Source organism: Buchnera aphidicola (Chaitoregma tattakana) (assembly GCF_039370165.1).
Taxonomy (GTDB): Bacteria; Pseudomonadota; Gammaproteobacteria; order Enterobacterales; family Enterobacteriaceae; genus Buchnera_G; species Buchnera_G aphidicola_F.
On record NZ_CP134991.1, the window covers coordinates 348,181 to 370,115 of the forward strand.

The following is a 21,935-nucleotide window of genomic DNA, read 5'->3' on the forward strand; positions in this document are numbered from 1 at the left end:
AGATTAATAAATGAAATATTAGATAAAAATCTAAATTAGGAAATAAAATGAAAAAAGAAAAATACTCATTTAAATCAGAATCTAAACAACTATTAAACTTAATGATACACTCGCTATATTCTAATAAAGAAATATTTCTCAGAGAACTAATTTCTAATGCATCTGATGCAATAGAAAAATCTAAATTTATATCAATGTCTCAAAAAAAATTTTTTTCATATGAAAAAAAATATGAAATAAAAATATATTTAGATAAAAAAGACAAAAAAATAACTATAAAAGACAATGGAATAGGAATGAGAAAAGAAGAAGTAATAAAAAATTTAGGTACTATTGCAAAATCTGGTACCAAAGATTTTATAAAATCCATTGAAAAAAATAAAAATAATGATTTTATAGGAAAGTTCGGTGTCGGTTTTTATTCAGCTTTTATAGTAGCAAAAAAAGTTTATGTAAATACATTATCAATGTACGAAAAAACAACTCACAATAGCGTTATGTGGAAATCTTATGGGGATGGAAAATATTCTATAGAAAAATCAAAAAAAAATGATGTCGGTACAGATGTAATACTATTTTTGAAAGATTCAGAAAAAAATATATTAAATAACACTATAATAAAAGACATCATAAAAAAATATTCAGATCATATAAATATACCAATAAAAATACAAGAATATAATGAAAAAGAAAAAATATATGAATGGAAAAAAATAAATTCAGCAGAATCTTTATGGACGTTAGATAAAAAAAAAATTTCCACAGACAAATACATAAATTTTTATAAATATATTACAAAAGACAACAATGAGCCTATAACATGGTCCCATAATAAAGTAGAAGGAAAAATTGAATATACAATTTTATTGTACATACCATCAAAATCTCCATGGGATATATGGAACCGAGAAAAGAAAACTGGATTAAAACTTTATATAAATAAAGTATATATAATGGATAATGTTGAACAATTTTTACCAAACTATTTAAGATTTGTCAAAGGCATCATTGACACTAAAGATTTACCATTAAACGTATCCAGAGAAATATTACAAGAACATTCAGATATACAAACTATTAAAAAAACTATTACAAAAAAAATATTATATGTCATTAAAAATATAGAAAAAAGTAAATATATAAATTTTTGGAAAGAATTTGGTTCTATAATAAAAGAAGGAATAGCTGAAGATATAACAAATAAAAATTTAATTTCTGAATTATTATTATTTTCTTCTATAAAAACTAATAATGAAAATGTATATTTATCTCTACATGAATATTTAAATAATATGGAAAAATCCCAAAAAAATATATATTTTATAACTTCAGATAGTTATGAATCAGCAAAAAATAATCCTCATTTAGAATTTTTTAAAGAAAAAAAAATAGATGTATTAATATTGCATGAAAGAATAGACGAATGGATGATGAATTATCTAACAGAATTTAAAGGAATAAAATTTAAATCTGTAAATAAATTTGATGAATCATTACATGATACTACAAATAAAAAAAACAAGAAAATACTAGAAACAACAAAAAAAACAAAAAAAATAATAAAAAAGATAGAAAAAATATTAAAAAATAAAATAAAAAAAGTACATTTAACACAAAAATTCTCAAAAACTCCTGCAGCATTAACAACTGACGTAAATGATATGAGTACTCAGATGGCTAAATTGTTTTCTGCAGCAGGACAAAAAGTTCCAGAAATAAAATACATTTTAGAAATAAATCCAGAACATGAATTAATAAAAAATATATTTAAAATATCTGATGAAAAAAATTTTGCTAAATGGATAAAAGTAATATTTGATCAAGCTATTTTAAACGAAAAAGGATCATTACCAATACCAAGCAAGTTTATTAAAAGAATAAACTCTCTATTAATAAATAGCTTTTTAAAAATTAAATAATACACTTAAAAAATAAACAAAACAAATATGAAAATAATTATTTTAGGTCCTCCAGGCAGCGGGAAAGGTACTCAAGCAAACTTACTATCTAAAAAATATAATATTAAAAAAATATCTTTAGGAGAGATGTTTAGAAATAGTATAAAAAAAAAAATAAATTAGGGAATTTTATAAAAAGTAAAATAGAAAATGGACAGTTAGTAAAAGATGAAATATCTATTATGTTAATAAAGAATAGAATAAGAAAAAAAGATTGTAAAAGAGGATATATATTGGATGGATTTCCTAGAACAATGAAACAAGTTAAAAATATATTAGAAATAAATTTTGAAGTAAATTATATAATAGAAATATTAACTGATTATAATACAATTAAAGAAAGAATATCTGGAAGACTAGTACACGAAAGCTCAGGAAGAACATATCACGAAAAATTTTTTCCTCCTATAACAAAAAACAGGGACAATATCACCGGAGAAAAACTAAAAAAAAGAAAAGATGACAATATAAAAACATTACAAAATAGAATTAAAAATTATGAAAAAGAAATAAATGAAATAAGAGAATATTTTAACAAAATAGAAAAAAACAATATAAAAAAATACTATCAAATAGATGGAAACTTGAAAAAAGAAGAAATATATAACAAAATACTTAATATAATAAAGATAAAAAAATAAAGTTTTTTTTGTGCACTCTACAAGATTCGAACTTGTGACCCACGGCTTAGAAGGCCGTTGCTCTATCCAACTGAGCTAAGAGTGCATTTTATCATTATGTATTAAGATATAAGAATGCATTTTTTTTGCAAAATTTGCAAGCATTTTTTAAAAAGTTAAACAATAAATCTTTAAATTCAGAGAAAAAACATGTTAAACAAAATTATAAATGGTAACAAGATTGCTAATCTTTTAAAAAAAAAAATAAAAAAAAGAGTTATAAAAATATTAAAAAAAGGAAACAGACCACCGGGTTTAGCTGTAATACTAGTAGGAAATGATAACTCTTCTAAAATATATGTAAAAAAGAAAAAGATTGCATGTAAAAAAGTAGGTTACATATTTAAATGTTGGAAACTTATAAAAACTATAAAAGAATCAGAAATATTAAAATTAATAAAAAAATTAAACCAAGATAAAACAATAGATGGAATATTGGTTCAGCTTCCTCTTCCAAATCATATAAATACAAATAATATATTATATTCCATTTCATATAAAAAAGATGTAGATGGATTACATCCATATCATGCTGGAAGAATACTACAGAACAATCCAATAATTAGATCATGTGCCCCTAAAGGTATTATGACTATAATAGAAAAATATAACATACAAACACATGGATTAAATGCAGTTATAATAGGATCTTCTAATATAGTAGGTAGACCTATGAGTATGGAACTATTAGCATCAGGTTGTACTATTACAATAACTAATAAATATACAAAAAATTTAATATACTATACAAAACATGCAGATATATTAATTGTCGCAATTGGGAAACCAAACTTTATAAATAAGTCTTGGATAAAAAACAAAGCTGTAATATTTGATGTTGGAATTAATAAACTTTTGAATGGAAAAATAACAGGAGATGTAAATTTAAACTCAGTATATAAAAAAATATCTTATATTACACCTGTCCCGGGTGGCGTCGGGCCTATGACAGTAGTATCATTATTAGATAATATACTAATTGCATACAAAAAATATCATAATAATTGACACAAAAAATATTATTATTTTACTTTCCAAAAAGTATTATTATTATTATCTTCTAACATTATTCCAATAAAATTAATTCTTTTTCTAATAATATCAGACTTATTCCAATTTTTATTATACCTACACAAATTTCTTATTTGTATTAAAGATTCAATTTTATAAACGGATATTTTGTTTAAAAAAAATTTTAAATTATATTTTTTAAAAAAAATATTAGGAGATATATAAAAAAAACCTAAAATCCTTCCTAAATAGATTAATTTTGTAGATAAAATATCAGCCTTTTTTATATTAATTTTTTTTTCTAAATTTATTCTTTTTGACATATTAAATAAAATAGAAATAGCTCTTGGAGTATTAAAATCATCATTCATAGCTTTTATAAAACTATTTTCAAAAAAAGTAGATTCTTTTATAGAATCATCACAATATTTTGTATTTAATATAGAATAGTATAATCTTTCCATAGCTAGTCTAGATTTCATGAAACTATTTTCATTGTAAAATATAGATTTCCTATAACAAGAAGACAAAAAAAAATGTCGTATAGTATCAGAATCATAATTTAATAATGCTTGCTTTAAACTATAATTATTATTTGAAGACTTTGACATTTTTTTTTTATTAAAATATAATATTCCTGAATGGACCCAATAACTCACATGTTCTTTTTTATTTAACATGCAAGAAGATTGTGATCTTTCATTTTCATGATGAGGAAAAAGAAGATCTAGTCCGCCACCATGTATATCAAAAAATTTTCCAAAATATTTATAACTTAAAGCAGAACATTCAATGTGCCAACCAGGTCTTCCTTTACCCCACGGAGAATTCCAAAATACTACTTTTTCGTCTGCTATTTCATCTAAACTTTTTCTAATAACTTTCCATAACACAAAATCTTCTGCATTTCTTTTATTGTAAAAATTAATATTATTGTTTTTTTTTAAATTTGATAATGTTTGATTAGAAAGTTGACCATAAAACTCATAACTAGATACAGAAAACATAACATCTCCGTTATTAGATATATATGCATTTCCTAAAACTAACAATTTTTTTATAAACTTTATTATATCATTTATATTTTTAGTAACTGTAGGTTCTATATCTGGTGTTAGAATGTTCAAATTAGAAAAATCTTTTTGCAAACTTTTAAAAATTCTATTTACTAAAGAAAAAACTTGTTCTTTATTCTCTATAGATTTATTAATTATTTTATCATCTATGTCAGTGATGTTTCTAACATATTTTACATTATAACCAATGTGTTTTAAATACCTTACTATCATATCAAAAACAATAAAAGTTCTTCCATGTCCTAAATGACAAATATCATATAAAGTAACTCCACATACATAAATTAAAACTTTTTTAAAAAACAAAGTTTTAAATATTTCTTTTTTTCTTTTCAAAGTATTAAAAATTTTTAACATAAAATAACTCTATAAAAATGTAAAAATATTTTATAAAAAGTACAAAATCCTGGCAATTACCTACTCTCACACAAGGAGACCTTGTACTACCATCGGTGTTGAAATGTTTCACTTCTGAGTTCGGTATGGATTCAGGTGGTACCATAACACTATATCGCCAGGATTTTAAAACGTAATTCAAAAAAAATTATGCATAAAATTTTCTATAAAATAACAGAAAAAACAAAACTAATAAAACATTTCTGGTGTTGTAAGGTTAAGCCTCTCAGGTAATTAGTACTAGTTAGCTTAACATGTCACCATGCTTATACACCTAGCCTATCAACGTTGTAGTCTACAACAACCTTTAAGTAAACTAAATATAATTTTAGTTTAGGGAAGACTAATCTTAGGGCAAGTTTCGTGTTTAGATGCTTTCAGCACTTATCTTTTCCGTATTTAGCTACCGGGCAATGCCATTGGCATGACAACCCGAACACCAGTGATACGTCCACTTCGGTCCTCTCGTACTAGAAGTAGCTCCCTTCAATCTTCCTACGCCCACGACAGATAGGGACCGAACTGTCTCACGACGTTCTAAACCCAGCTCGCGTACCACTTTAAATGGCGAACAGCCATACCCTTGGGACCTGCTTCAGCCCCAGGATGTGATGAGCCGACATCGAGGTGCCAAACACCGCCGTCGATATGAACTCTTGGGCGGTATTAGCCTGTTATCCCCGGAGTACCTTTTATTTGTTGAGCGATGGCCTTTCCATACAGAACCACCGGATCACTAAGACCTGCTTTCGCATCTGTTTGCACTATCATGCTCACAGTTAAACTGGCTTATGCCTTTACACTAAACTTACGATTTCCGACCGTAATTAGCCAATCTTTGTACTCCTCCGTTACTCTTTGGGAGGAGACCGCCCCAGTCAAACTACCCACCAGACACTGTCTCTATACCGGATTACGGATATTAGGTTAGAACAATAATTTTTAAAGGGTGGTATTTCAATTTATGACTCCGCTTAACCTGACGATTAAACTTCAAAGTCTCCCACCTATGCTACACATCAAAAGCTATTATTCAATATCAAGCTATAGTAAAGGTTCACGGGGTCTTTCCGTCTTGCCGCGGGTATACTGCATCTTCACAGCAATTTCAATTTCACTGAGTCTCGGGTGGAGACAGTCTAGCCATCATTACGCCATTCGTGCAGGTCGGAACTTACCCGACAAGGAATTTCGCTACCTTAGGACCGTTATAGTTACGGCCGCCGTTTACCGGGGCTTCAATCCAGAGCTTCAGAAAAAAATCTTAACACCTTTTATTAACCTTCCGGCACCGGGCAGGCGTCACACCGTATACTTCCATTTTCATGTTTGCACAGTGCTATGTTTTTAATAAACAGTTGCAGCTAGCTTTTATCTTAGACTAGTTTCAGCTATAAAAGTAAATTTTTCACCTAATACTAGCGTGCCTTATCCCGAAGTTACGGCACCATTTTGCCTAGTTCCTTCACCCGAGTTCTCTCAAGCGCTTTAGTATTCTCTACCCAACTACCTGTGTTGGTTTAGGGTACGATTTTAATTTATATAAAGTTTAGAGGCTTTTCTTGGAAGCATGGTATTGATCACTTTGTTACTTGCGTAACTAGTCATCACGCCTTAGATTAAAAAATAATCGGATTTACCTAATTATTAACTCCTACACGATTAAACCAGGATATCCATTCACCTGGCTGATCTAACCTTCTCCGTCCCCACATCACAATAAAATAAAGAACAGGAATATTAACCTGTAATCCATCGATTACGCTTTTCAGCCTCACCTTAGGTGTCGCCTTACCCTGCCCCGATTAACGTTGGACAGGAACCCTTAGTTTTTCAGCGAGCAAGTTTTTCACTTGCTTTATCGTTACTTATGTCAGCATTCGCACTTCTGATACCTCCAGTATATTTCACAATATACCTTCTACAGCCTACAGAACGCTCCCCTACCCAATAAAAAAAATTTATAAAAAACATATAAATAATTAAATATTGCCGTAGCTTCGGTGTATAATTTAGCCCCGTTAAATCTTCCGCGCAAGACGACTTGACTAGTGAGCTGTTACGCTTTCTTTAAATGATGGCTGCTTCTAAGCCAACATCCTAGCTGTTTATGCCTTCTCACATCGTTTACCACTTAACTATAACTTAGGGACCTTAGCTGACGGTCTGGGTTGTTTCCCTTTCCACAACGAACGTTAGCACCCGCTGTGTGTCTCCCATGATAACATTCTACGGTATTCGGAGTTTGCATCGGTTTGGTAGGCCGGGGTGGCCCCTAGCCGAAACAGTGCTCTACCCCCGTAGATGAATTTCATGAGGCGCTACCTAAATAGCTTTCGGGGAGAACCAGCTATCTCCCGGTTTGATTGGCCTTTCACCCCTAACCACAGATCATCCGCTAATTTTTCAACATTAGTCGGTTCGGTCCTCCAGTTAGTTTTACCTAACCTTCAACCTGTCCATGGCTAGATCACCGGGTTTCGGGTCTGTATCCTGAAACTAAATCGCCATATTTAAGACTCGGTTTCCCTACGGCTCCCTTATACAAGTTAACCTCGCTACAGAATACAAGTCGCTGACCCATTATACAAAAGGTACGCAGTCACCTTACATAAAAAAAATAAAAAAAAATTAATATTATTAAGGCTTCTACTGCTTGTACGTATACGGTTTCAGGATCTATTTCACTCCCCTCACCGGGGTTCTTTTCGCCTTTCCCTTACGGTACTTTGTTCACTATCGGTCAGTCAGGAGTATTTAGCCTTAGAGGATGGTCCCCCTATCTTCAAACAAGATTTCACGTGTCTCGTCCTACTTTAAAGAGTATATATAAATTTTAGTCTTCGTATACTGGGTTATCACCAATTATCACCAATTTTTCCAAATTGTTCTACTGACTAAAATTAATATTTTTTTAACTCTGGCTGTTCCCATTTCGCTCGCCGCTACTTAGGGAATCTCAATTGATTTCTTTTCCTCAAGGTACTAAGATGTTTCAATTCCCTTGGTTTGCTTTTTTAATCTATATATTCAATTAAAAATGATGATTTTATTCATCGGGTTTCCCCATTCGGAAATCGCCGGTTAAAACGTTTCTTATCAACTCACCGACACTTTTCGCAGATTAGCACGTCCTTCATCGCCTCTGACTGCCAAGGCATTCACCATATACGCTTTGTCGCTTAACCTTACAACCCACAAATGTTTTATTTTACATTATAATAAAAAAATGCAATTTAAAATTTTATTTAATTCTGATTTTTTAAAGAGCGTTATTATTAATTTAACTATATGAAATTAAATTAACAATAACATGAAAAAATAAAATAGTATATAGTAAAATTAATTTTTCTGTCCCCTAGGGGATTTGAACCCCTGTTGCCGCCGTGAAAGGGCAGTGTCCTAAACCACTAGACGAAGGGGACTAAAAGATATAAATAAATACTTTTAAGTATAAAACTTAATATACTATAAATACTAATACTACATAATGATATAAAAGAGTCAAGAAGTTTATCAAATTATTTTTTATATTAAACAAATTTAAATTTTTATACTATTTTTCAAACTTTTTAAAGAATTTTCTATATTTGGTAGTTTTTTGTTCCATAATAAACAAGAATATGCTGCTTGACTAACTAACATGCCTATACCATCTTGTACATGTAAAGATCCATGTTTTTTACACCACTGTAAAAAAGGAGTATATCCTATTTTTTTAAAATATAAATCATAACAATAGACATTTTCTGAAATTATTGAACTAGATATATCAGGAATTTGTCCATATATGCCACTAGAAGTAGCATTTATAATCAAATTAAAATTATAATTTTTTAATTCATTTTTCTTTAAGCAAAATATTTCACCAACATTACTAAATTTCTTTACTAACAAATATGATTTATAATGTGTTCTATTATAAACATAAACTTTATTCATATTATACATTAAGTAAGGAATTATACCATATGATGCTCCACCAGCTCCAATCACTAATATATTAAAATTTTTTTTTAAAAAATTTAATCGTTTTAAATCATATAAAATACCTATTCCATCAGTATTATCACCTACTAAAAATTTTTTATCAATTTTTTTTAATGTGTTAATAGACTCAGAAATTTTAGCTCTATCACTTAAAAAATCTACATATTTTATTACACTTTTTTTAAATGGCAAAGTAACATTTGCACCAACATTGTTTTCTTGTGAAAAAAACTTCTTTAAAAAAAAACTTAAAGACTTTTTTGGAGTTAAAATAGTGCTATAAAAATATTTTATATTAATTTGCTTAGAAAAAATTTTATGAATAACAGGAGACAAAGAATGACTAACTGGGTTTCCAAAAAGGCAAAAACAACGATTTTGTAAATTACTCATGTCTAATATATTCTCCATTAACTATATTAATTATAGTAGAAGTATTTTTACTTAATCCAACACATCCATGCAATATATGAACCCTATTTCCAAATTGTCTAAAAATTTCTTTAACATTAATACAAGGTTTTAAACCGTGTAAATTAGCGCTTGTAGAAATTATTGCTTTCCCAAAATTTTTACATAAACTCTTTACATATACGTTATTAGTAATTCTAACAGCAACTAACTTAGAAAATCCTGTTATCCATATAGGTACAGTGTTTTTTGCCGGATGTAACAAAGTAAAATTTCCAGGCCAAAATTTATAAAATTTTTTAATATTTTTTTCTGAAACTTCTTTAGTATATACATATTTTTTTAAATATGCATAATTTGAAGATATAATAATAAGACCTTTATCTATACTTCTTTTCTTAATTTTTAATAATTTCATTACTGCATCTTTATTATCAGGATCACAACCTAATCCAAATACTGATTCAGTAGGATATGCTATTACATTCCCATCTTTAAGTGCTCTAACACATTTTTTAAGATTATTTTTATATATTATAGACATAAACCACTATTTTAAAAATATTAATAAATTATAATAGTATATAAAAAATTTAGTTTATTTATTTTACAAAATTTAAAATAATATATATTATAGATAAAAAATAATATGATACAATAAAAATGTTAAAAAATAGAATATAATTTTATTAACATAATAAATATTATGAAATTATTAAAAATATTACAATATCCTAATAAAAATTTAAGAAAAAATTCAAAACCAGTAAAAGAAGTGAATAAATATATACAAAATATAGTAGATCAAATGTTTTATACTATGATTTCAGAAAATGGTATAGGTTTATCTGGAATACAAGTAAACATACCATTACAAATAATTACTATATTAGATACTAAAAAATTTAATAAAAAAATTACTATAATAAATCCAAAAATAATAAAGAAAAAAAAAAAAATATTAAAAATAGAGGGATGCCTATCATTTCCAAATCAACAAGCTATTGTGCCTAGATATAAATATTTAGAAATAGAAGCTCTAAATTATTTTGGAAAAAATATAAAAATATATGCTAAATCTTTATTATCAATATGTATACAACATGAAATAGATCATTTATCAGGAAAATTATTTATAGATCATCTTTCTACACTTAAAAAAAACATCATTAAAAAAAAGATAGAAAAAATAAATAAAAAAATATGCAAACAAAAGTTAATAAACAATTAAAAATAGTTTTTGCAGGAACTACAGATTTTGCAGAAAAATATTTGTCAGCGTTAGTAAAATCAAAACATAAAATAGTATATGTTATGACAAAAAAAATCTCTATTAAAAACAAATATATTTCTAAATTAATAAACAATTGTTTAAAAAATTCTATTCCCATGATTTTAGAAAAAAATTTAAACAATAATAAAATCGTAAAAAAAATTCAAAAAAAAAAACCAGATATAATGATAATAGTAGCATATGGAATTAAAATACCACAAAATATAATAAAAATATTTCCTATGAAAGCTTTAAATATACATCCTTCTATATTACCTAAATGGCGTGGACCTGCACCTATACAACGAGCAATATTAAATGGAGATAGAAAAACTGGAGTAAGTATTATCTCTATAAATCAAAAATTTGATTCAGGAAACATTTTAAATATAAAAACATGTAAAATATACAAAAATGATACATTTTTAAGCTTATCTAAAAAATTGTGCAATATCGGTATTAAATCTATGTTTATTTCTTTAATTAACATTTTTAAAAGAAAAAAAACATTAAAACAAAAAACAGATAAAACAAAATATTTTTATGCACATAAAATTTCTAGACATGAAACAAAAATCAATTGGAATAATACTGCAAAATATTTAGAAAGATCTATAAGAGCATTCTATCCAAGCCCAGGAAGTTATTTTTTTTTTAAAAAAAAAAGAATAAAAGTGTTTCAATCTGAAGTTTTTATAAATAGCAAAGAATATTCATGTGGAAAAATAATAAAAATTTTAAAAGATGGAATATATATAAGTACAAAAAAAAATTGTTTAATAATAAAAAAAATACAATTCGAAGGGAAAAAAATGATAAATTCTATAGATATATATAATGGATATAAAAATTTTTTTCAAATCGGAGAAACTATTTTATAAAAAGAAATTAAAATAGTTTCTATAAATAATAATTGTATATCAAAACTACTATTTTATAACATTTAAAAAAAAAATTACATATTATTTATTTTTTAAAAATTTTTTTTTATTTCTATCTACTAATTCTATGTATGACATTAAAGAACAATCTCCTTTTCTAAAACCGCATTTTAAAATTCTTGTATATCCCCCTGGTCTATTTAAAAAAAAAGGAGATATATCTGAAAACAGTTTTTTTACTAATACCATATCTCTTATTCTAGAAAAAATTGTCCTTCTATTATGCAAGGAATCAATTTTTGCTATTGTAATTATTTTTTCTGAAAACCTTCTTAGCTCTTTAGCCTTCGATAAAGTAGTTTTAATTCTTTCATATTTAAATAAAGAACATATCATATTTCTCATCATAGACTTAAAATGACTTCTTGTGCGATTAAACTTCTTGCCAGACTTTTTATGTCTCATAAAAAAATCTCCAAAAAAAAATTTAAAAATTTATAAAAAACACATGTTTTTATTCTAACAAATCTTTAGGAGGCCAATTTTTCAACTGTGTTCCTAAAAATAAATTTCTTGCAGCTAAAATATCTTTTATTTCAGTAAGAGATTTTTTTCCTAAATTTGGAGTTTTTAGCAATTCTACTTCTGTTTTTTGTATCAAATCACCAATATAATGAATAGATTCTGCTTTTAAACAATTAGCAGATCTAACAGTCAATTCTAAATCGTCTACAGGTCTTAACAAAGCTGGATCAAATTTAGGTTTTTCTTCTATTATTTTATCTTTCTTTAAATCTCTTAAATATATAAAAGATTCTAATTGTTCAGATAAGATGGTAGATGCATATCTTATAGCACTTTCTGGATCAATTGTTCCATTAGTTTCTATAAAAATTACTAACTTGTCTAAATCAGTTCTTTGTTGTACTCTAGCTGACTCTACATTATAAGAGATATGATTAATTGGGCTATACCAGGCATCTAATAACAATCTTCCTATAGCACAATCTTTACTCTTTTCATTAGTATTTACTCTAGACGAAGCAGGAGAGTATCCTATTCCTTTCTCTACTTTAATTCTCATACTAATGTCAGACTTTTTTGTAGTTAAACTACAAATAAAATGATTTAATTTAGTAATCTCAACGTCTCCATTATGAGAAATATCAGAAGCTAAAACAGAACCCTCTCCTTTCTTTTCTAGTTTCATAATAGCCATATCTTTACTGTGAATTTTTATAGGAAGTTCTTTTAAATTTAATAAAATGTCTATTATATCTTCTTTAACGTCATCTTTAATACTGTATTCATGTAATATTCCATCTATAAAAACTTCTGTTACAGCACATCCAGGAATTGAAGATAATAATATTCTTCTTAAAGCATTTCCTAAAGTATGCCCAAAACCTCTTTCTAGAGGCTCTAAAACAATTTTAGACTTATTTGTACCAATTTTTTTTATATCGACTAATTTCGGTTTTAAGAGAGTAGAGATAAAACTATGGTACATAGACACCTCCATTTTGTTAAATTAATACTATTTGGAGTAAAATTCAACTATAAGATGTTCATTTATATCTGAAGACAAATCGCTTCTTTCAGGAATTTGTTTAAAAATACCTTTCATTTCAGCAACGTCAACATCTATCCACAAGAACTTTTCATATTGCTTAGAAATTTCTAAAGATGCTTTTATTCTAGATTGTGATTTACAAGAACTTTTTATGTTTATTACATCATTTATATTTACTTGCAATGATGGAATGTTTACTATTTTTCCATTTACTAATATAGATTTGTGATTTACTAATTGTCTAGATTCTAATCTAGTACTTCCAAATCCCATTCTATATACTACATTGTCTAATCTTCTCTCTAAGAATTTTAACAAATTTTCTCCAGTATGACCTTTCATATTTGAAGCTTTTTTATAATAATTTCTAAATTGTTTTTCCAAAATTCCGTACAATCTTTTTACTTTTTGTTTTTCTCTAAATTGAACACCATAATCTGATATTCTAGTCTTTTTAGCTCCATGTTGACCTGGAAGATTAGAAATTTTACATTTAGTTTCTATAGGTCTTAACCCTGACTTTAAAAACAAATCTACTCCTTCTCTTCTACTTAATTTCAACTTCGGCCCTAAATATTTTGCCATTTTAAATTATTCCTTACAATATAATTTTTATACTCTTCTTTTTTTTGGAGGTCTGCAACCGTTATGAGGTATTGGTGTAACGTCAGTAATGTTAGTTATTTTAAAACCAATTGCATTTAAAGATCTTATTGCTGACTCTCTTCCTGGACCTGGTCCTTTAACCATTACTTCTAAGTTCTTAATGTTATAAGATTTAACTGTTTCCGCGCATTTTTCTGCAGCAATTTGTGCTGCAAATGGAGTCGACTTTCTTGAACCTCTAAAACCCGACCCGCCGGAAGTTGCCCAACCTAATGTATTTCCCTTTTTATCTGTTATAGTTACAATTGTATTATTAAAAGAAGCATGAATATGTACAATACCATCTGTTATATGCTTTCTTTTCACGCTTTTTTTAGATTTAGATATAGTTTTTTTCATTTTAATATTTTTTATTTAACCATAAAATTATTTTTTTAATATTTTTCTAGGACCTTTTCTAGTTCTAGCATTTGTTTTAGTTCTTTGCCCTCTTACAGGCAAACCTCTTCTATGTCTTAATCCTCTATAACAACCTAAGTCCATGAGTCTTTTGATAGATAATTTTTTTTCTCTTCGTAAATCTCCTTCTACAATAAACTTAGAAACTTCTTCTCTTAATATCTCTAGTTTTTTATCATCTAAAGATCCTATTTTTAATAAATGCGAAATATTTAAATTTTTACAAATATAATTAGCTCTAGATTTTCCAATACCATATACCATACTCAAAGCTATATTAACGTGTTTTTTTTCATCTATATTAATACCTTGAATACGAATCATATTTTCTAAAACTCCTAAATTTTTATTAAACTATATTATCCTTGCCTTTGCTTATGTTTTTTGTCATTACTACAAGTGACTAATACTACACTTTTTCTTCTAACTATTTTGCAAAATTTGCATAATTTTTTTACAGAAGTTCTCACTTTCATATTTTTATAAACTCACTATATTAACTTAACTATATTAAAATCTTCTATTAGATCTATGTAAATTTTTATAATACATGTTTGAAACAACAATATTTTGTATTTGACTAATACAATCTATAATAACTACTACAACTATTAATAAAGAAGTTCCACCAAAATAAAAACTAGAACTCCAGAAGTGACTTACAAATTCAGGTATCATACAAACAAAGGATATATATAAAGATCCTATGAAAGTTAATTTAGTAACAATTGTTTTTATATATTTGGCAGTATGATTTCCAGGTCTAATACCACTAATAAAAGCTCCAGATTTTTTTAAATTTTCTGAAGTATCCGTAGAATTAAAAGTTAAATTTGTATAAAAAAAACAAAAAAATATTATTAAAAATATATAACTAAATGTATGAAAAAAACTATTTGGATGCAAGCATTTTAGTAAGACAATTAAAAAATTATTACTATAAAAGTTTACTAACCAAGAAATAATTGTATATGGCAACAACACTATACTAGATGCGAATATTGCTGGTATAACACCTACTATATTTACCTTTAATGGTAAATAACTGTTTCTAGAAACAGATATTTTTTTTATTTGATTAATATTCGCATATTGAACGTTTATTTTATAAAAACTTCTTTCTATAAATGTAACAAAAAAAATTACAGAAAATACAAAAAAAATGAGTAAAGCAAATGTAGAATAATTAATATTACCTAACTTTACTTTTTTTATAATACTTACAATAGAATTAGGAATGCCAGAAATTATTCCTAAAAATATTATTAAAGACACTCCATTTCCAATACCATATTTTGTAATTAATTCGCCTAACCATATCAAAAACATTGTTCCTGTAACTAAACTTAAGGAACATAAAATATAAAATCTCATTCCTGGATTCATAACTAAGTCTTTAAATATATAAATTTTAGGAAGGCTAAAAGATATACAAACAGATTGAATCACAGAAATTATAAAAGATAGATACTTAATATATCTGTTTATTTTTTTCTTACCTTCTTCACCGCTTTTTTTTATATTCTTGAAACGTCTATTTACTAAAGTAAGACACTGAACTATAATAGAGGCAGATATATAAGGCATTATACCTAAAGAAAATATAGATGCCGTTTTTATAGCACCACCAGAAAAAATATTTATCATATTCAATACATTGCCATAATTGTGATGTATTATTTCAGACAATATTTCAATATTTATTCCAGGTACAGTTATTAAAGATCCAATTCTAAATATTACTATTGCAAAGATGACAAAAAAGATTCTACTTTTTAATTCGTTGTTATTAACATTAACATTGTTATTTAAATTATTAATATTTACTTTATTTTTTTTTAACATAATATATATTATTTAATATTTTATTTCGCCACCCATTTTTATTATCATGTTAGATAATTTCTTAGTAACTTGTATACCATGTAATGTTATAGTGTTCTTAATTTTACCTTTACCTATTATCTTAACGCTTTTTATATTTTTTTTAACAATTTTATTAGTTTTCAATAAATTTAGATTTAAAAATTCATATTTTTTTAATAGATTACTAATTTTATTAAATTTTATTTCTTTAAAAAAAATTTTTTTTCTTGAAGTAAAACCAAATTTAGGAGATCTTCTATATATTGGAGTTTGACCACCTTCAAATCCTCTTCTTATTGAAGAACCTTTTCTAGACTTTTGACCCTTATGACCTCTACCAGAAGTTTTTCCAAGACCAGACCCAATACCCCTTCCACATCTCTTTTTTCTTTTAGATCTTTTTCCTACTAGCAAAACACTTTTTAATAACATAAAAAATTATGATTCCTCTATTCTTAAAATATAACTTATTTTATTTATCATGCCCATAATAGAGCTATTTATTTCAAGTTTTTTAAAACTACCTATTCCCTTTAATCCTAAACCTAATAAAGTTAATTTATGTTTAGGCAATATACCTATTGAACTCTTTATTTGTATAATTTTTACGAACCTTTTTTTCATGCTGTATAATTTACCTATGTAAAATCATTAATATTTTTGTTTCTTTTTTTTGCTACTACATTTGGAGATTGAATACTTTTCAATCCGTTTATAGTAGCTCTTACTACATTTATAGGATTAGTAGAACCATAAGTTTTGGCGAATACATTAAAAACCCCAGAAACTTCAAAAACAGCTCTCATAGCACCTCCCGCAATTATACCTGTGCCATCTAAAGCTGGTTTCATAAAAATTGTAGATCCAGTAAAACTTCTTTTTATTGCATATTGTAAAGTATTATTTTTTAAAAAAAATGTTATCATATTTTTTCTAGCTCTTTCCATAGCTTTCTGTATAGCAAAAGGAACTTCTTTAGCCTTCCCATATCCAAATCCTACTTTACCATTTCTATTTCCAACCACAGTTAAAGCTGTAAAAGAAAATACTCTTCCACCTTTTACAGTTTTAGATACTCTGTTTACTGCAATAAGCTTTTCCTGAAGCTCGTTAGATTTTTTGTTATCTATATTTTTCATTTAAACTATCATCCTATTAAAATCTCAAACCATGTTTTCTAGCAGAATCAGCTAGTTCTTTTATTCTACCATGATATTTAAATCCTGATCTATCAAAAGAAACATTCTTTATACCCTTTTTTAAAGCTCTTATTGCTATTTCTTTTCCAACTAATGTAGATGAAACTTTATTTCCTGTATAAAGTAATTTACTTCTAATATTTTTTTCTAAAGTAGAAGCAGATACTATAACAAAATTATCTACAGAAATTACTTGAGCATACATATTTCTAGAAGTTCTATGAACAACTAATCTAATACTTTGTAGCCTCTTGAAATTATTTCTACTTTTTGAATATCTTCTCATCCTAGCTAGTTTTTTTTTAAAAACACTCATATTATTTTTTCTTAGTCTCCTTTCTAATAACTGTTTCATCTTTATAACAAATACCTTTGCCTTTATAAGGCTCAGGAGATCTATATGCACGTAAGTTTGCAGCTGCCTGGAAGACTAATTGTTTATTTATTCCACTCAAAACTATTTTTGTCAATGAATCGCAAACCGCATCAACTCCATCTGGCAAGCAATGTTCTATTTTATGTGAAAATCCTAAATATAAACTTAAAATATTTTTGTTTAAAGACACTCTATACCCTACTCCAGATAATAAAAGTGTTTTAAAAAACTTATTTTGCACGCCATATATCATAGAATTAACTAAAGATCTACAAGTACCTGCATGCATCCAGGACCTATAGTAATTGCTATTACCACAAAAAGTTAATAAATTTTTTTCATATTTCACAGTTACAAACTTACTTATTATATGTTCTAAACTGCCATATGTTCCCTTTATAAAAATCTTATTAGATTTAAGTTTAATATATACATTATCAGGAATAAAAATTGGTTTTTTAGCTATTCTAGACATATTATCCCCATATAATTTAATTTATTGAAAAAAAATATTTAAACAAACTAATATACTGTACATAATATTTCTCCACCAATCCCTAATTTTCTAGCATCAAAATCAGTTATAACCCCTCTTGATGTTGATATTATAGAAATTCCTAAACCAGAAATAACTTTTTGTATATTTTTTTTATTTTTATATATTCTTAAACTAGGTTTGCTTATTTTTTTAATATTTTCTATAACTGGTTTCCCATTAAAATATTTTAAAAATATTTTTATATTATTTTCTATGATATAATTACTTATATATCCTTCTTTTTTTAAAACTTTCAGTATAGATTTTTTAAAATTAGAAAACTTAACAATTACATATACTTTTCTTGAAAATTGACCATTTCTTATTTTTGTAAACATATCACTAATAGAATCTTGCATGCTCATGTTTAAAAATTGTCCTATAATGTTTTTATTGCATAAATTTAATTTTACCAACTCGATTTTTTCAATCCTGGTATTTCTCCTTTCATAGCTACCTCTCTAAACTTAATTCTACTTAAACCAAACTTTCTTAAATATGCATGAGGTCTACCTGTAATATAACATCTATTCCTTATTCTACATACACTAGAATCTCTAGGAAGTTTCTGTAATTTAAATATTGTTTTCAATTTGTCTCTATCAGAAGTATTTACATCAAAAATAATCTTTTTCAACTTCTTTCTTAGATTAAAAAATTTTTTACTAAGTTTTTTTCTTTTAAACTCTCTAGCTTTTATTGATTCTTTAGCCATTTTAATACTCCTTATAAAATCTATTTCTTAAATGGAAAACTTAAAGACTTTAACAACTCTAAAGAATATAAATCTATATTTGTATTAGTTGTAATGGTAATATTTAAACCTCTAGTTTTATCTACTTTTTCGTAATTTATTTCTGGAAAAATAATTTGTTCCTTAATACCTATGCTATAGTTTCCCATTCCATCAAATGACTTTTTATTAAATCCTCTAAAATCTCTTATTCTAGGTACAACAATATATATAAATCTATTTATAAAATCCCACATCCTATTCTTACGTAATGTGACCTTACATCCTACTGGATATCCTTGTCTTATTTTAAATCCAGATATAGATTTTTTAGCATTAGTAACAATAGGTTTTTGTCCTGAAATCATAGTAATATCGGAAACTATATTATTTAAATTTTTTTTATTACCATTACAATCCCCATCTCCAATATTTAAAGTAATTTTTACAACTTTAGGAACTTGCATGACAGATGTAAAATTTAACTTTTTCATTAGATAATTTGTTATCTTATTCTTATAAACATTTCTAAGATCTAACACTATAAATCTCCAAATTTTTTATTTAAATTATAATAATTTATTTTTTTTTATAATCTTATTATTAGATTTAAAAAATCTAACTTTTTTACCATCTAAAAATTTAAATCCTACTCTGTCTGGCTTGCCTGTGATATGATTAAAAATTTTTAAGTTAGATACTTGAATATAAGATTCTTTCTTAACTATTCCTCCCATTACGTTCTTTTCTGGTATAGATTTTTGGTGTTTTTTAATAATATTTATTCCACTAACAATAACTTTATTTGAAGAAAGAAATTTTTTTACTATGCCTTTTTTACCTTTATATTTTCCTGTAATAACAATTACATTATCATTTTTTCTAATTTTTTTTGACATAAATATTACATACCTCTAAAGTACTTCAGGAGCTAAAGATATAATTTTCATAAATTTATCTGTTCTTAATTCTCTAGTCACTGGCCCAAAAATTCTACTTCCTACAAGGGTTTCACCTGTATTGTTTAATAATACACAAGAATTTTTGTCAAATCTAATATATGAGCCATCTAATCTAGATATACCTTTTTTAGTTCTAATTACAACTGCTTTTAAAACTTCGCCCTTCTTAACTTTGCCATGTGAAGAAGCTTCTTGTATGGCAACTTTAATTATGTCTCCAATATTTGCATATCTTTTTTTAGAGCCTCCTAATACTTTAATACACATGGCCAGTTTAGCACCTGAGTTGTCTGAAACACTTAAAATTGTTTGTTCTTGAATCATTTTATAACTACCTTTTATATCCTATATAAAACATTATATTATTTTCTTACTAACTTTACAAACTTCCAAAACTTAGTTTTAGAAATAGGTTTACACTCAGAAATCTCAATAACATCACCTAATTTACATACATTATGTTCATCATGTACTTTAAACTTTATGTTTCTTTTAATAAACTTACCATAAACCTTGTGTTTGACAAAACGCTCTATTAAAATAGTACATGTTTTATCCATTTTATTACTAATAACTAGACCCTTTAATACTTTAATGTTTTTAGTCACTTGTTTTAACCTTATTAAAATTCATTAAAAACTTTATTTTAGATATTTTTTTTCTACAAGATTTCAACAAATGAGTCTTTTTTAACTTTCCTGAAAACAATTGAAGTTTTAAATTAAATTCTTCCCTTAATGTAGACATTAATTGTTCATATAAATGTATATTAATACTATTAATTTGTTTTTTCATAATTTATTTTTACCAAATTATTTCTCTGCTTACAAAAACAGTCTTTACAGACAATTTAGAAGATGCTAAAGAAAAAGCTTTTCTAGAAATTTCTTCTGAAACACCATCAACTTCATATAAAACTTTTCCTGGTTTTACTAAAAAAACCCAATATTCAACATTTCCTTTTCCTTTACCCATTCTAACTTCTAATGGTTTTTTAGTAATAGGTTTGTCAGGAAAAATTCTTATCCACATTTTACCATCTTTTTTAATTAATCTACTAATTACTTTTCTAGCAGATTCAATTTGTCTAGCCGTTAGTCTTCCTCTAGTAATAGCTTTTAATCCAAATTTTCCAAAACACACATTACTATCTATAGATAATCCTCTGTTTTTTCCTTTATGCATCTTTCTAAATTTAGTCTTTTTAGGTTGTAACATAATATAACAAACTCCTTCATCTATTTCTTCTATTCCTATATTGTTTTCTAAACCTCACTATAGGTTTTTCTAATTTTAACATTACATCCATTTTACCTAGAATTTCTCCTTTAAATATCCATACTTTTACACCAATAATGCCATATGTAGTATGAGCTTCAGAAGCACTATATTCAATATCAGCTCTTAAAGTGTGCAAAGGAACTCTACCTTCTCGATACCATTCTCTTCTTGCTATTTCCGCGCCTCCAAGTCTTCCACTAATTTCCACTTTTATTCCTTTAGCACCTTGCCTCATAGCATTTTGTACTGACCTTTTCATAACCCTTCTAAACATCACTCTTCTTTCTAATTGTAAACTTATATTATTAGCAACAAGTTTTGCATCTAATTCGGGTTTTTTAACTTCTGATATGTTAATTTGAACTGGTGTTTTTATAAGATCAACTATTTTTAATCTAATTTTTTCTATATCTTCACCCTTTTTTCCTATTACTATACCAGGTCTAGAAGTAAATATAGTTATTTTAACACTTTTAGACGGCCTTTCAATAACTACTTTAGACACAGAAGCTCTTATCAATTTTTTAAAAATAAATTCTCTTACTTTAAAGTCATTTTGTAAATTCTTAGCAAAATTTTTTTTATTAGCAAACCAAATGGAATTCCAATGTTTTATAATTCCTAATCTCATTCCATTAGGATTAACTTTTTGACCCATTTTAAAAA

At 26.3% G+C, this 21,935-nt stretch carries 28 protein-coding genes, 2 tRNA genes, 2 rRNA genes and 1 pseudogene; 5 read left to right on the forward strand and 28 right to left on the reverse strand.

Annotated features, from left to right (window positions below; translation table 11 throughout):
- Positions 1-47: 47 nt before the first annotated feature.
- On the forward strand, positions 48-1,919 hold the full coding sequence (htpG, locus tag RJI84_RS01605; protein WP_343189010.1) for a molecular chaperone HtpG: 1,872 nt from the start codon (positions 48-50) through the stop codon (positions 1,917-1,919).
- Positions 1,920-1,946: 27 nt separating this feature from the next.
- Positions 1,947-2,599 (forward strand): annotated as a pseudogene (locus tag RJI84_RS01610) (adenylate kinase family protein).
- An 11-nt stretch (positions 2,600-2,610) separates the two neighbouring features.
- On the opposite strand, the gene RJI84_RS01615 reads toward RJI84_RS01610, so the two are convergent.
- Positions 2,611-2,684: transfer RNA gene (locus RJI84_RS01615), tRNA-Arg, on the reverse strand.
- A gap of 104 nt (positions 2,685-2,788) precedes the next feature.
- On the opposite strand from RJI84_RS01615, the gene folD reads away from it, so the two are divergent.
- Entirely contained in the window at positions 2,789-3,646 is an 858-nt protein-coding gene (gene folD, locus RJI84_RS01620; protein WP_343189011.1) for a bifunctional methylenetetrahydrofolate dehydrogenase/methenyltetrahydrofolate cyclohydrolase FolD, read from the forward strand.
- Positions 3,647-3,660: 14 nt separating this feature from the next.
- Here the strand turns inward: folD and cysS are convergent, their stop codons facing one another.
- From cysS to RJI84_RS01650, 6 genes are all read right to left on the reverse strand, one after another.
- Positions 3,661-5,082 (reverse strand): cysteine--tRNA ligase, encoded by a 1,422-nt coding sequence (gene cysS / locus RJI84_RS01625; protein WP_343189012.1) that lies wholly within the window; start codon positions 5,080-5,082, stop codon positions 3,661-3,663.
- A 47-nt stretch (positions 5,083-5,129) separates the two neighbouring features.
- Positions 5,130-5,244 (reverse strand): 5S ribosomal RNA (gene rrf, locus RJI84_RS01630).
- Between the two features lie 90 nt (positions 5,245-5,334).
- Positions 5,335-8,309: ribosomal RNA gene (locus tag RJI84_RS01635) — 23S ribosomal RNA — on the reverse strand.
- Between the two features lie 164 nt (positions 8,310-8,473).
- Positions 8,474-8,546, reverse strand: a tRNA-Glu gene (locus RJI84_RS01640).
- Positions 8,547-8,664: 118 nt separating this feature from the next.
- Positions 8,665-9,504, reverse strand: a complete 840-nt coding sequence (gene aroE, locus RJI84_RS01645) for a shikimate dehydrogenase (RefSeq protein ID WP_343189013.1) — start codon at positions 9,502-9,504, stop codon at positions 8,665-8,667.
- Positions 9,497-10,066, reverse strand: coding sequence for an L-threonylcarbamoyladenylate synthase (locus RJI84_RS01650; protein WP_343189014.1), 570 nt, complete (start codon positions 10,064-10,066; stop codon positions 9,497-9,499). The genes aroE and RJI84_RS01650 overlap by 8 nt, the downstream gene beginning before the upstream one ends.
- 162 nt (positions 10,067-10,228) lie before the next feature.
- On the opposite strand from RJI84_RS01650, the gene def reads away from it, so the two are divergent.
- Together def and fmt are read left to right on the forward strand one after the other, a co-directional pair.
- Positions 10,229-10,753: a peptide deformylase gene (gene def / locus RJI84_RS01655; RefSeq protein ID WP_343189015.1), complete on the forward strand. Its 525-nt coding sequence runs from the start codon at positions 10,229-10,231 to the stop codon at positions 10,751-10,753.
- A complete protein-coding gene (fmt, locus tag RJI84_RS01660) occupies positions 10,726-11,676 on the forward strand; it encodes a methionyl-tRNA formyltransferase (protein WP_343189016.1) in 951 nt (316 codons plus the stop codon). Before def ends, fmt begins: the two co-directional genes overlap by 28 nt.
- Positions 11,677-11,757: 81 nt before the next feature.
- Here the strand turns inward: fmt and rplQ are convergent, their stop codons facing one another.
- Genes rplQ through rpsC form a run of 21 tightly spaced genes read right to left on the reverse strand, consistent with a single transcriptional unit; the run spans position 11,758 to position 21,927 of the window.
- The gene (gene rplQ, locus RJI84_RS01665) at positions 11,758-12,141 is read right to left on the reverse strand and encodes a 50S ribosomal protein L17 (RefSeq protein WP_343189017.1); all 384 of its coding nucleotides are present in this window, start codon (positions 12,139-12,141) and stop codon (positions 11,758-11,760) included.
- Positions 12,142-12,190: 49 nt separating this feature from the next.
- Positions 12,191-13,186: a DNA-directed RNA polymerase subunit alpha gene (locus tag RJI84_RS01670; RefSeq protein ID WP_343189018.1), complete on the reverse strand. Its 996-nt coding sequence runs from the start codon at positions 13,184-13,186 to the stop codon at positions 12,191-12,193.
- Between the two features lie 27 nt (positions 13,187-13,213).
- Complete coding sequence (rpsD, locus tag RJI84_RS01675; RefSeq protein ID WP_343189019.1) at positions 13,214-13,834, reverse strand: 30S ribosomal protein S4; 621 nt, start codon at positions 13,832-13,834, stop codon at positions 13,214-13,216.
- A 27-nt stretch (positions 13,835-13,861) separates the two neighbouring features.
- Positions 13,862-14,254, reverse strand: a complete 393-nt coding sequence (rpsK, locus tag RJI84_RS01680) for a 30S ribosomal protein S11 (protein WP_343189020.1) — start codon at positions 14,252-14,254, stop codon at positions 13,862-13,864.
- Positions 14,255-14,281: 27 nt separating this feature from the next.
- Positions 14,282-14,638 carry a 30S ribosomal protein S13 gene (rpsM, locus tag RJI84_RS01685; protein ID WP_343189021.1) on the reverse strand — a complete coding sequence of 119 codons (357 nt, stop codon included), beginning with the start codon at positions 14,636-14,638 and terminating at the stop codon, positions 14,282-14,284.
- 35 nt (positions 14,639-14,673) lie between these two features.
- Positions 14,674-14,790 (reverse strand): 50S ribosomal protein L36, encoded by a 117-nt coding sequence (gene rpmJ / locus RJI84_RS01690; RefSeq protein ID WP_343189022.1) that lies wholly within the window; start codon positions 14,788-14,790, stop codon positions 14,674-14,676.
- A gap of 34 nt (positions 14,791-14,824) precedes the next feature.
- On the reverse strand, positions 14,825-16,159 hold the full coding sequence (secY, locus tag RJI84_RS01695) for a preprotein translocase subunit SecY (protein WP_343189023.1): 1,335 nt from the start codon (positions 16,157-16,159) through the stop codon (positions 14,825-14,827).
- 12 nt (positions 16,160-16,171) lie between these two features.
- The gene (rplO, locus tag RJI84_RS01700; protein WP_343189024.1) at positions 16,172-16,612 is read right to left on the reverse strand and encodes a 50S ribosomal protein L15; all 441 of its coding nucleotides are present in this window, start codon (positions 16,610-16,612) and stop codon (positions 16,172-16,174) included.
- Positions 16,613-16,618: 6 nt separating this feature from the next.
- Positions 16,619-16,804, reverse strand: a complete 186-nt coding sequence (rpmD, locus tag RJI84_RS01705; RefSeq protein ID WP_343189025.1) for a 50S ribosomal protein L30 — start codon at positions 16,802-16,804, stop codon at positions 16,619-16,621.
- A gap of 14 nt (positions 16,805-16,818) precedes the next feature.
- Complete coding sequence (rpsE, locus tag RJI84_RS01710) at positions 16,819-17,319, reverse strand: 30S ribosomal protein S5 (protein ID WP_343189026.1); 501 nt, start codon at positions 17,317-17,319, stop codon at positions 16,819-16,821.
- Positions 17,320-17,335: 16 nt separating this feature from the next.
- On the reverse strand, positions 17,336-17,695 hold the full coding sequence (rplR, locus tag RJI84_RS01715) for a 50S ribosomal protein L18 (protein WP_343189027.1): 360 nt from the start codon (positions 17,693-17,695) through the stop codon (positions 17,336-17,338).
- A 1-nt stretch (position 17,696) separates the two neighbouring features.
- On the reverse strand, positions 17,697-18,230 hold the full coding sequence (gene rplF / locus RJI84_RS01720; protein ID WP_343189028.1) for a 50S ribosomal protein L6: 534 nt from the start codon (positions 18,228-18,230) through the stop codon (positions 17,697-17,699).
- Between the two features lie 47 nt (positions 18,231-18,277).
- Positions 18,278-18,658, reverse strand: a complete 381-nt coding sequence (rpsH, locus tag RJI84_RS01725; RefSeq protein WP_343189271.1) for a 30S ribosomal protein S8 — start codon at positions 18,656-18,658, stop codon at positions 18,278-18,280.
- A gap of 44 nt (positions 18,659-18,702) precedes the next feature.
- The gene (gene rpsN / locus RJI84_RS01730) at positions 18,703-19,008 is read right to left on the reverse strand and encodes a 30S ribosomal protein S14 (RefSeq protein WP_343189029.1); all 306 of its coding nucleotides are present in this window, start codon (positions 19,006-19,008) and stop codon (positions 18,703-18,705) included.
- A gap of 20 nt (positions 19,009-19,028) precedes the next feature.
- Positions 19,029-19,568: a 50S ribosomal protein L5 gene (rplE, locus tag RJI84_RS01735; protein ID WP_343189030.1), complete on the reverse strand. Its 540-nt coding sequence runs from the start codon at positions 19,566-19,568 to the stop codon at positions 19,029-19,031.
- A gap of 27 nt (positions 19,569-19,595) precedes the next feature.
- On the reverse strand, positions 19,596-19,925 hold the full coding sequence (rplX, locus tag RJI84_RS01740) for a 50S ribosomal protein L24 (RefSeq protein WP_343189031.1): 330 nt from the start codon (positions 19,923-19,925) through the stop codon (positions 19,596-19,598).
- 15 nt (positions 19,926-19,940) lie between these two features.
- Entirely contained in the window at positions 19,941-20,312 is a 372-nt protein-coding gene (rplN, locus tag RJI84_RS01745; RefSeq protein ID WP_343189032.1) for a 50S ribosomal protein L14, read from the reverse strand.
- A gap of 38 nt (positions 20,313-20,350) precedes the next feature.
- Positions 20,351-20,596: a 30S ribosomal protein S17 gene (rpsQ, locus tag RJI84_RS01750; RefSeq protein ID WP_343189033.1), complete on the reverse strand. Its 246-nt coding sequence runs from the start codon at positions 20,594-20,596 to the stop codon at positions 20,351-20,353.
- A complete protein-coding gene (gene rpmC, locus RJI84_RS01755) occupies positions 20,589-20,783 on the reverse strand; it encodes a 50S ribosomal protein L29 (protein WP_343189034.1) in 195 nt (64 codons plus the stop codon). Before rpmC ends, rpsQ begins: the two co-directional genes overlap by 8 nt.
- 9 nt (positions 20,784-20,792) lie before the next feature.
- Positions 20,793-21,206 (reverse strand): 50S ribosomal protein L16, encoded by a 414-nt coding sequence (rplP, locus tag RJI84_RS01760; RefSeq protein WP_343189035.1) that lies wholly within the window; start codon positions 21,204-21,206, stop codon positions 20,793-20,795.
- A 16-nt stretch (positions 21,207-21,222) separates the two neighbouring features.
- On the reverse strand, positions 21,223-21,927 hold the full coding sequence (rpsC, locus tag RJI84_RS01765) for a 30S ribosomal protein S3 (RefSeq protein WP_343189036.1): 705 nt from the start codon (positions 21,925-21,927) through the stop codon (positions 21,223-21,225).
- Positions 21,928-21,935: the final 8 nt, after the last annotated feature.

Excerpts from the sequence above, each read along its gene's own strand:
- rpsC (WP_343189036.1), bottom strand. The coding sequence starts at position 21,927 with ATGGGTCAAAAAGTTAATCCTAATGGAATGAGATTAGGAATTATAAAA.
- folD (WP_343189011.1), top strand. The coding sequence starts at position 2,789 with ATGTTAAACAAAATTATAAATGGTAACAAGATTGCTAATCTTTTAAAA.
- rpsD (WP_343189019.1), bottom strand. The coding sequence starts at position 13,834 with ATGGCAAAATATTTAGGGCCGAAGTTGAAATTAAGTAGAAGAGAAGGA.
- rplQ (WP_343189017.1), bottom strand. The coding sequence starts at position 12,141 with ATGAGACATAAAAAGTCTGGCAAGAAGTTTAATCGCACAAGAAGTCAT.
- rpmJ (WP_343189022.1), bottom strand. The coding sequence starts at position 14,790 with ATGAAAGTGAGAACTTCTGTAAAAAAATTATGCAAATTTTGCAAAATA.
- rpsM (WP_343189021.1), bottom strand. The coding sequence starts at position 14,638 with ATGATTCGTATTCAAGGTATTAATATAGATGAAAAAAAACACGTTAAT.
- rplR (WP_343189027.1), bottom strand. The coding sequence starts at position 17,695 with ATGAGTGTTTTTAAAAAAAAACTAGCTAGGATGAGAAGATATTCAAAA.
- rplX (WP_343189031.1), bottom strand. The coding sequence starts at position 19,925 with ATGTCAAAAAAAATTAGAAAAAATGATAATGTAATTGTTATTACAGGA.
- rpsH (WP_343189271.1), bottom strand. The coding sequence starts at position 18,658 with ATGAGCATGCAAGATTCTATTAGTGATATGTTTACAAAAATAAGAAAT.
- cysS (WP_343189012.1), bottom strand. The coding sequence starts at position 5,082 with ATGTTAAAAATTTTTAATACTTTGAAAAGAAAAAAAGAAATATTTAAA.
- rplO (WP_343189024.1), bottom strand. The coding sequence starts at position 16,612 with ATGTTATTAAAAAGTGTTTTGCTAGTAGGAAAAAGATCTAAAAGAAAA.
- fmt (WP_343189016.1), top strand. The coding sequence starts at position 10,726 with ATGCAAACAAAAGTTAATAAACAATTAAAAATAGTTTTTGCAGGAACT.
- secY (WP_343189023.1), bottom strand. The coding sequence starts at position 16,159 with ATGTTAAAAAAAAATAAAGTAAATATTAATAATTTAAATAACAATGTT.
- aroE (WP_343189013.1), bottom strand. The coding sequence starts at position 9,504 with ATGAGTAATTTACAAAATCGTTGTTTTTGCCTTTTTGGAAACCCAGTT.
- rpsN (WP_343189029.1), bottom strand. The coding sequence starts at position 19,008 with ATGGCTAAAGAATCAATAAAAGCTAGAGAGTTTAAAAGAAAAAAACTT.
- RJI84_RS01670 (WP_343189018.1), bottom strand. The coding sequence starts at position 13,186 with ATGTACCATAGTTTTATCTCTACTCTCTTAAAACCGAAATTAGTCGAT.
- RJI84_RS01650 (WP_343189014.1), bottom strand. The coding sequence starts at position 10,066 with ATGTCTATAATATATAAAAATAATCTTAAAAAATGTGTTAGAGCACTT.
- htpG (WP_343189010.1), top strand. The coding sequence starts at position 48 with ATGAAAAAAGAAAAATACTCATTTAAATCAGAATCTAAACAACTATTA.
- rplN (WP_343189032.1), bottom strand. The coding sequence starts at position 20,312 with ATGATTCAAGAACAAACAATTTTAAGTGTTTCAGACAACTCAGGTGCT.
- def (WP_343189015.1), top strand. The coding sequence starts at position 10,229 with ATGAAATTATTAAAAATATTACAATATCCTAATAAAAATTTAAGAAAA.
- rplF (WP_343189028.1), bottom strand. The coding sequence starts at position 18,230 with ATGTCTAGAATAGCTAAAAAACCAATTTTTATTCCTGATAATGTATAT.
- rpsE (WP_343189026.1), bottom strand. The coding sequence starts at position 17,319 with ATGAAAAATATAGATAACAAAAAATCTAACGAGCTTCAGGAAAAGCTT.
- rpmC (WP_343189034.1), bottom strand. The coding sequence starts at position 20,783 with ATGAAAAAACAAATTAATAGTATTAATATACATTTATATGAACAATTA.
- rplP (WP_343189035.1), bottom strand. The coding sequence starts at position 21,206 with ATGTTACAACCTAAAAAGACTAAATTTAGAAAGATGCATAAAGGAAAA.
- rpsK (WP_343189020.1), bottom strand. The coding sequence starts at position 14,254 with ATGAAAAAAACTATATCTAAATCTAAAAAAAGCGTGAAAAGAAAGCAT.
- rpmD (WP_343189025.1), bottom strand. The coding sequence starts at position 16,804 with ATGAAAAAAAGGTTCGTAAAAATTATACAAATAAAGAGTTCAATAGGT.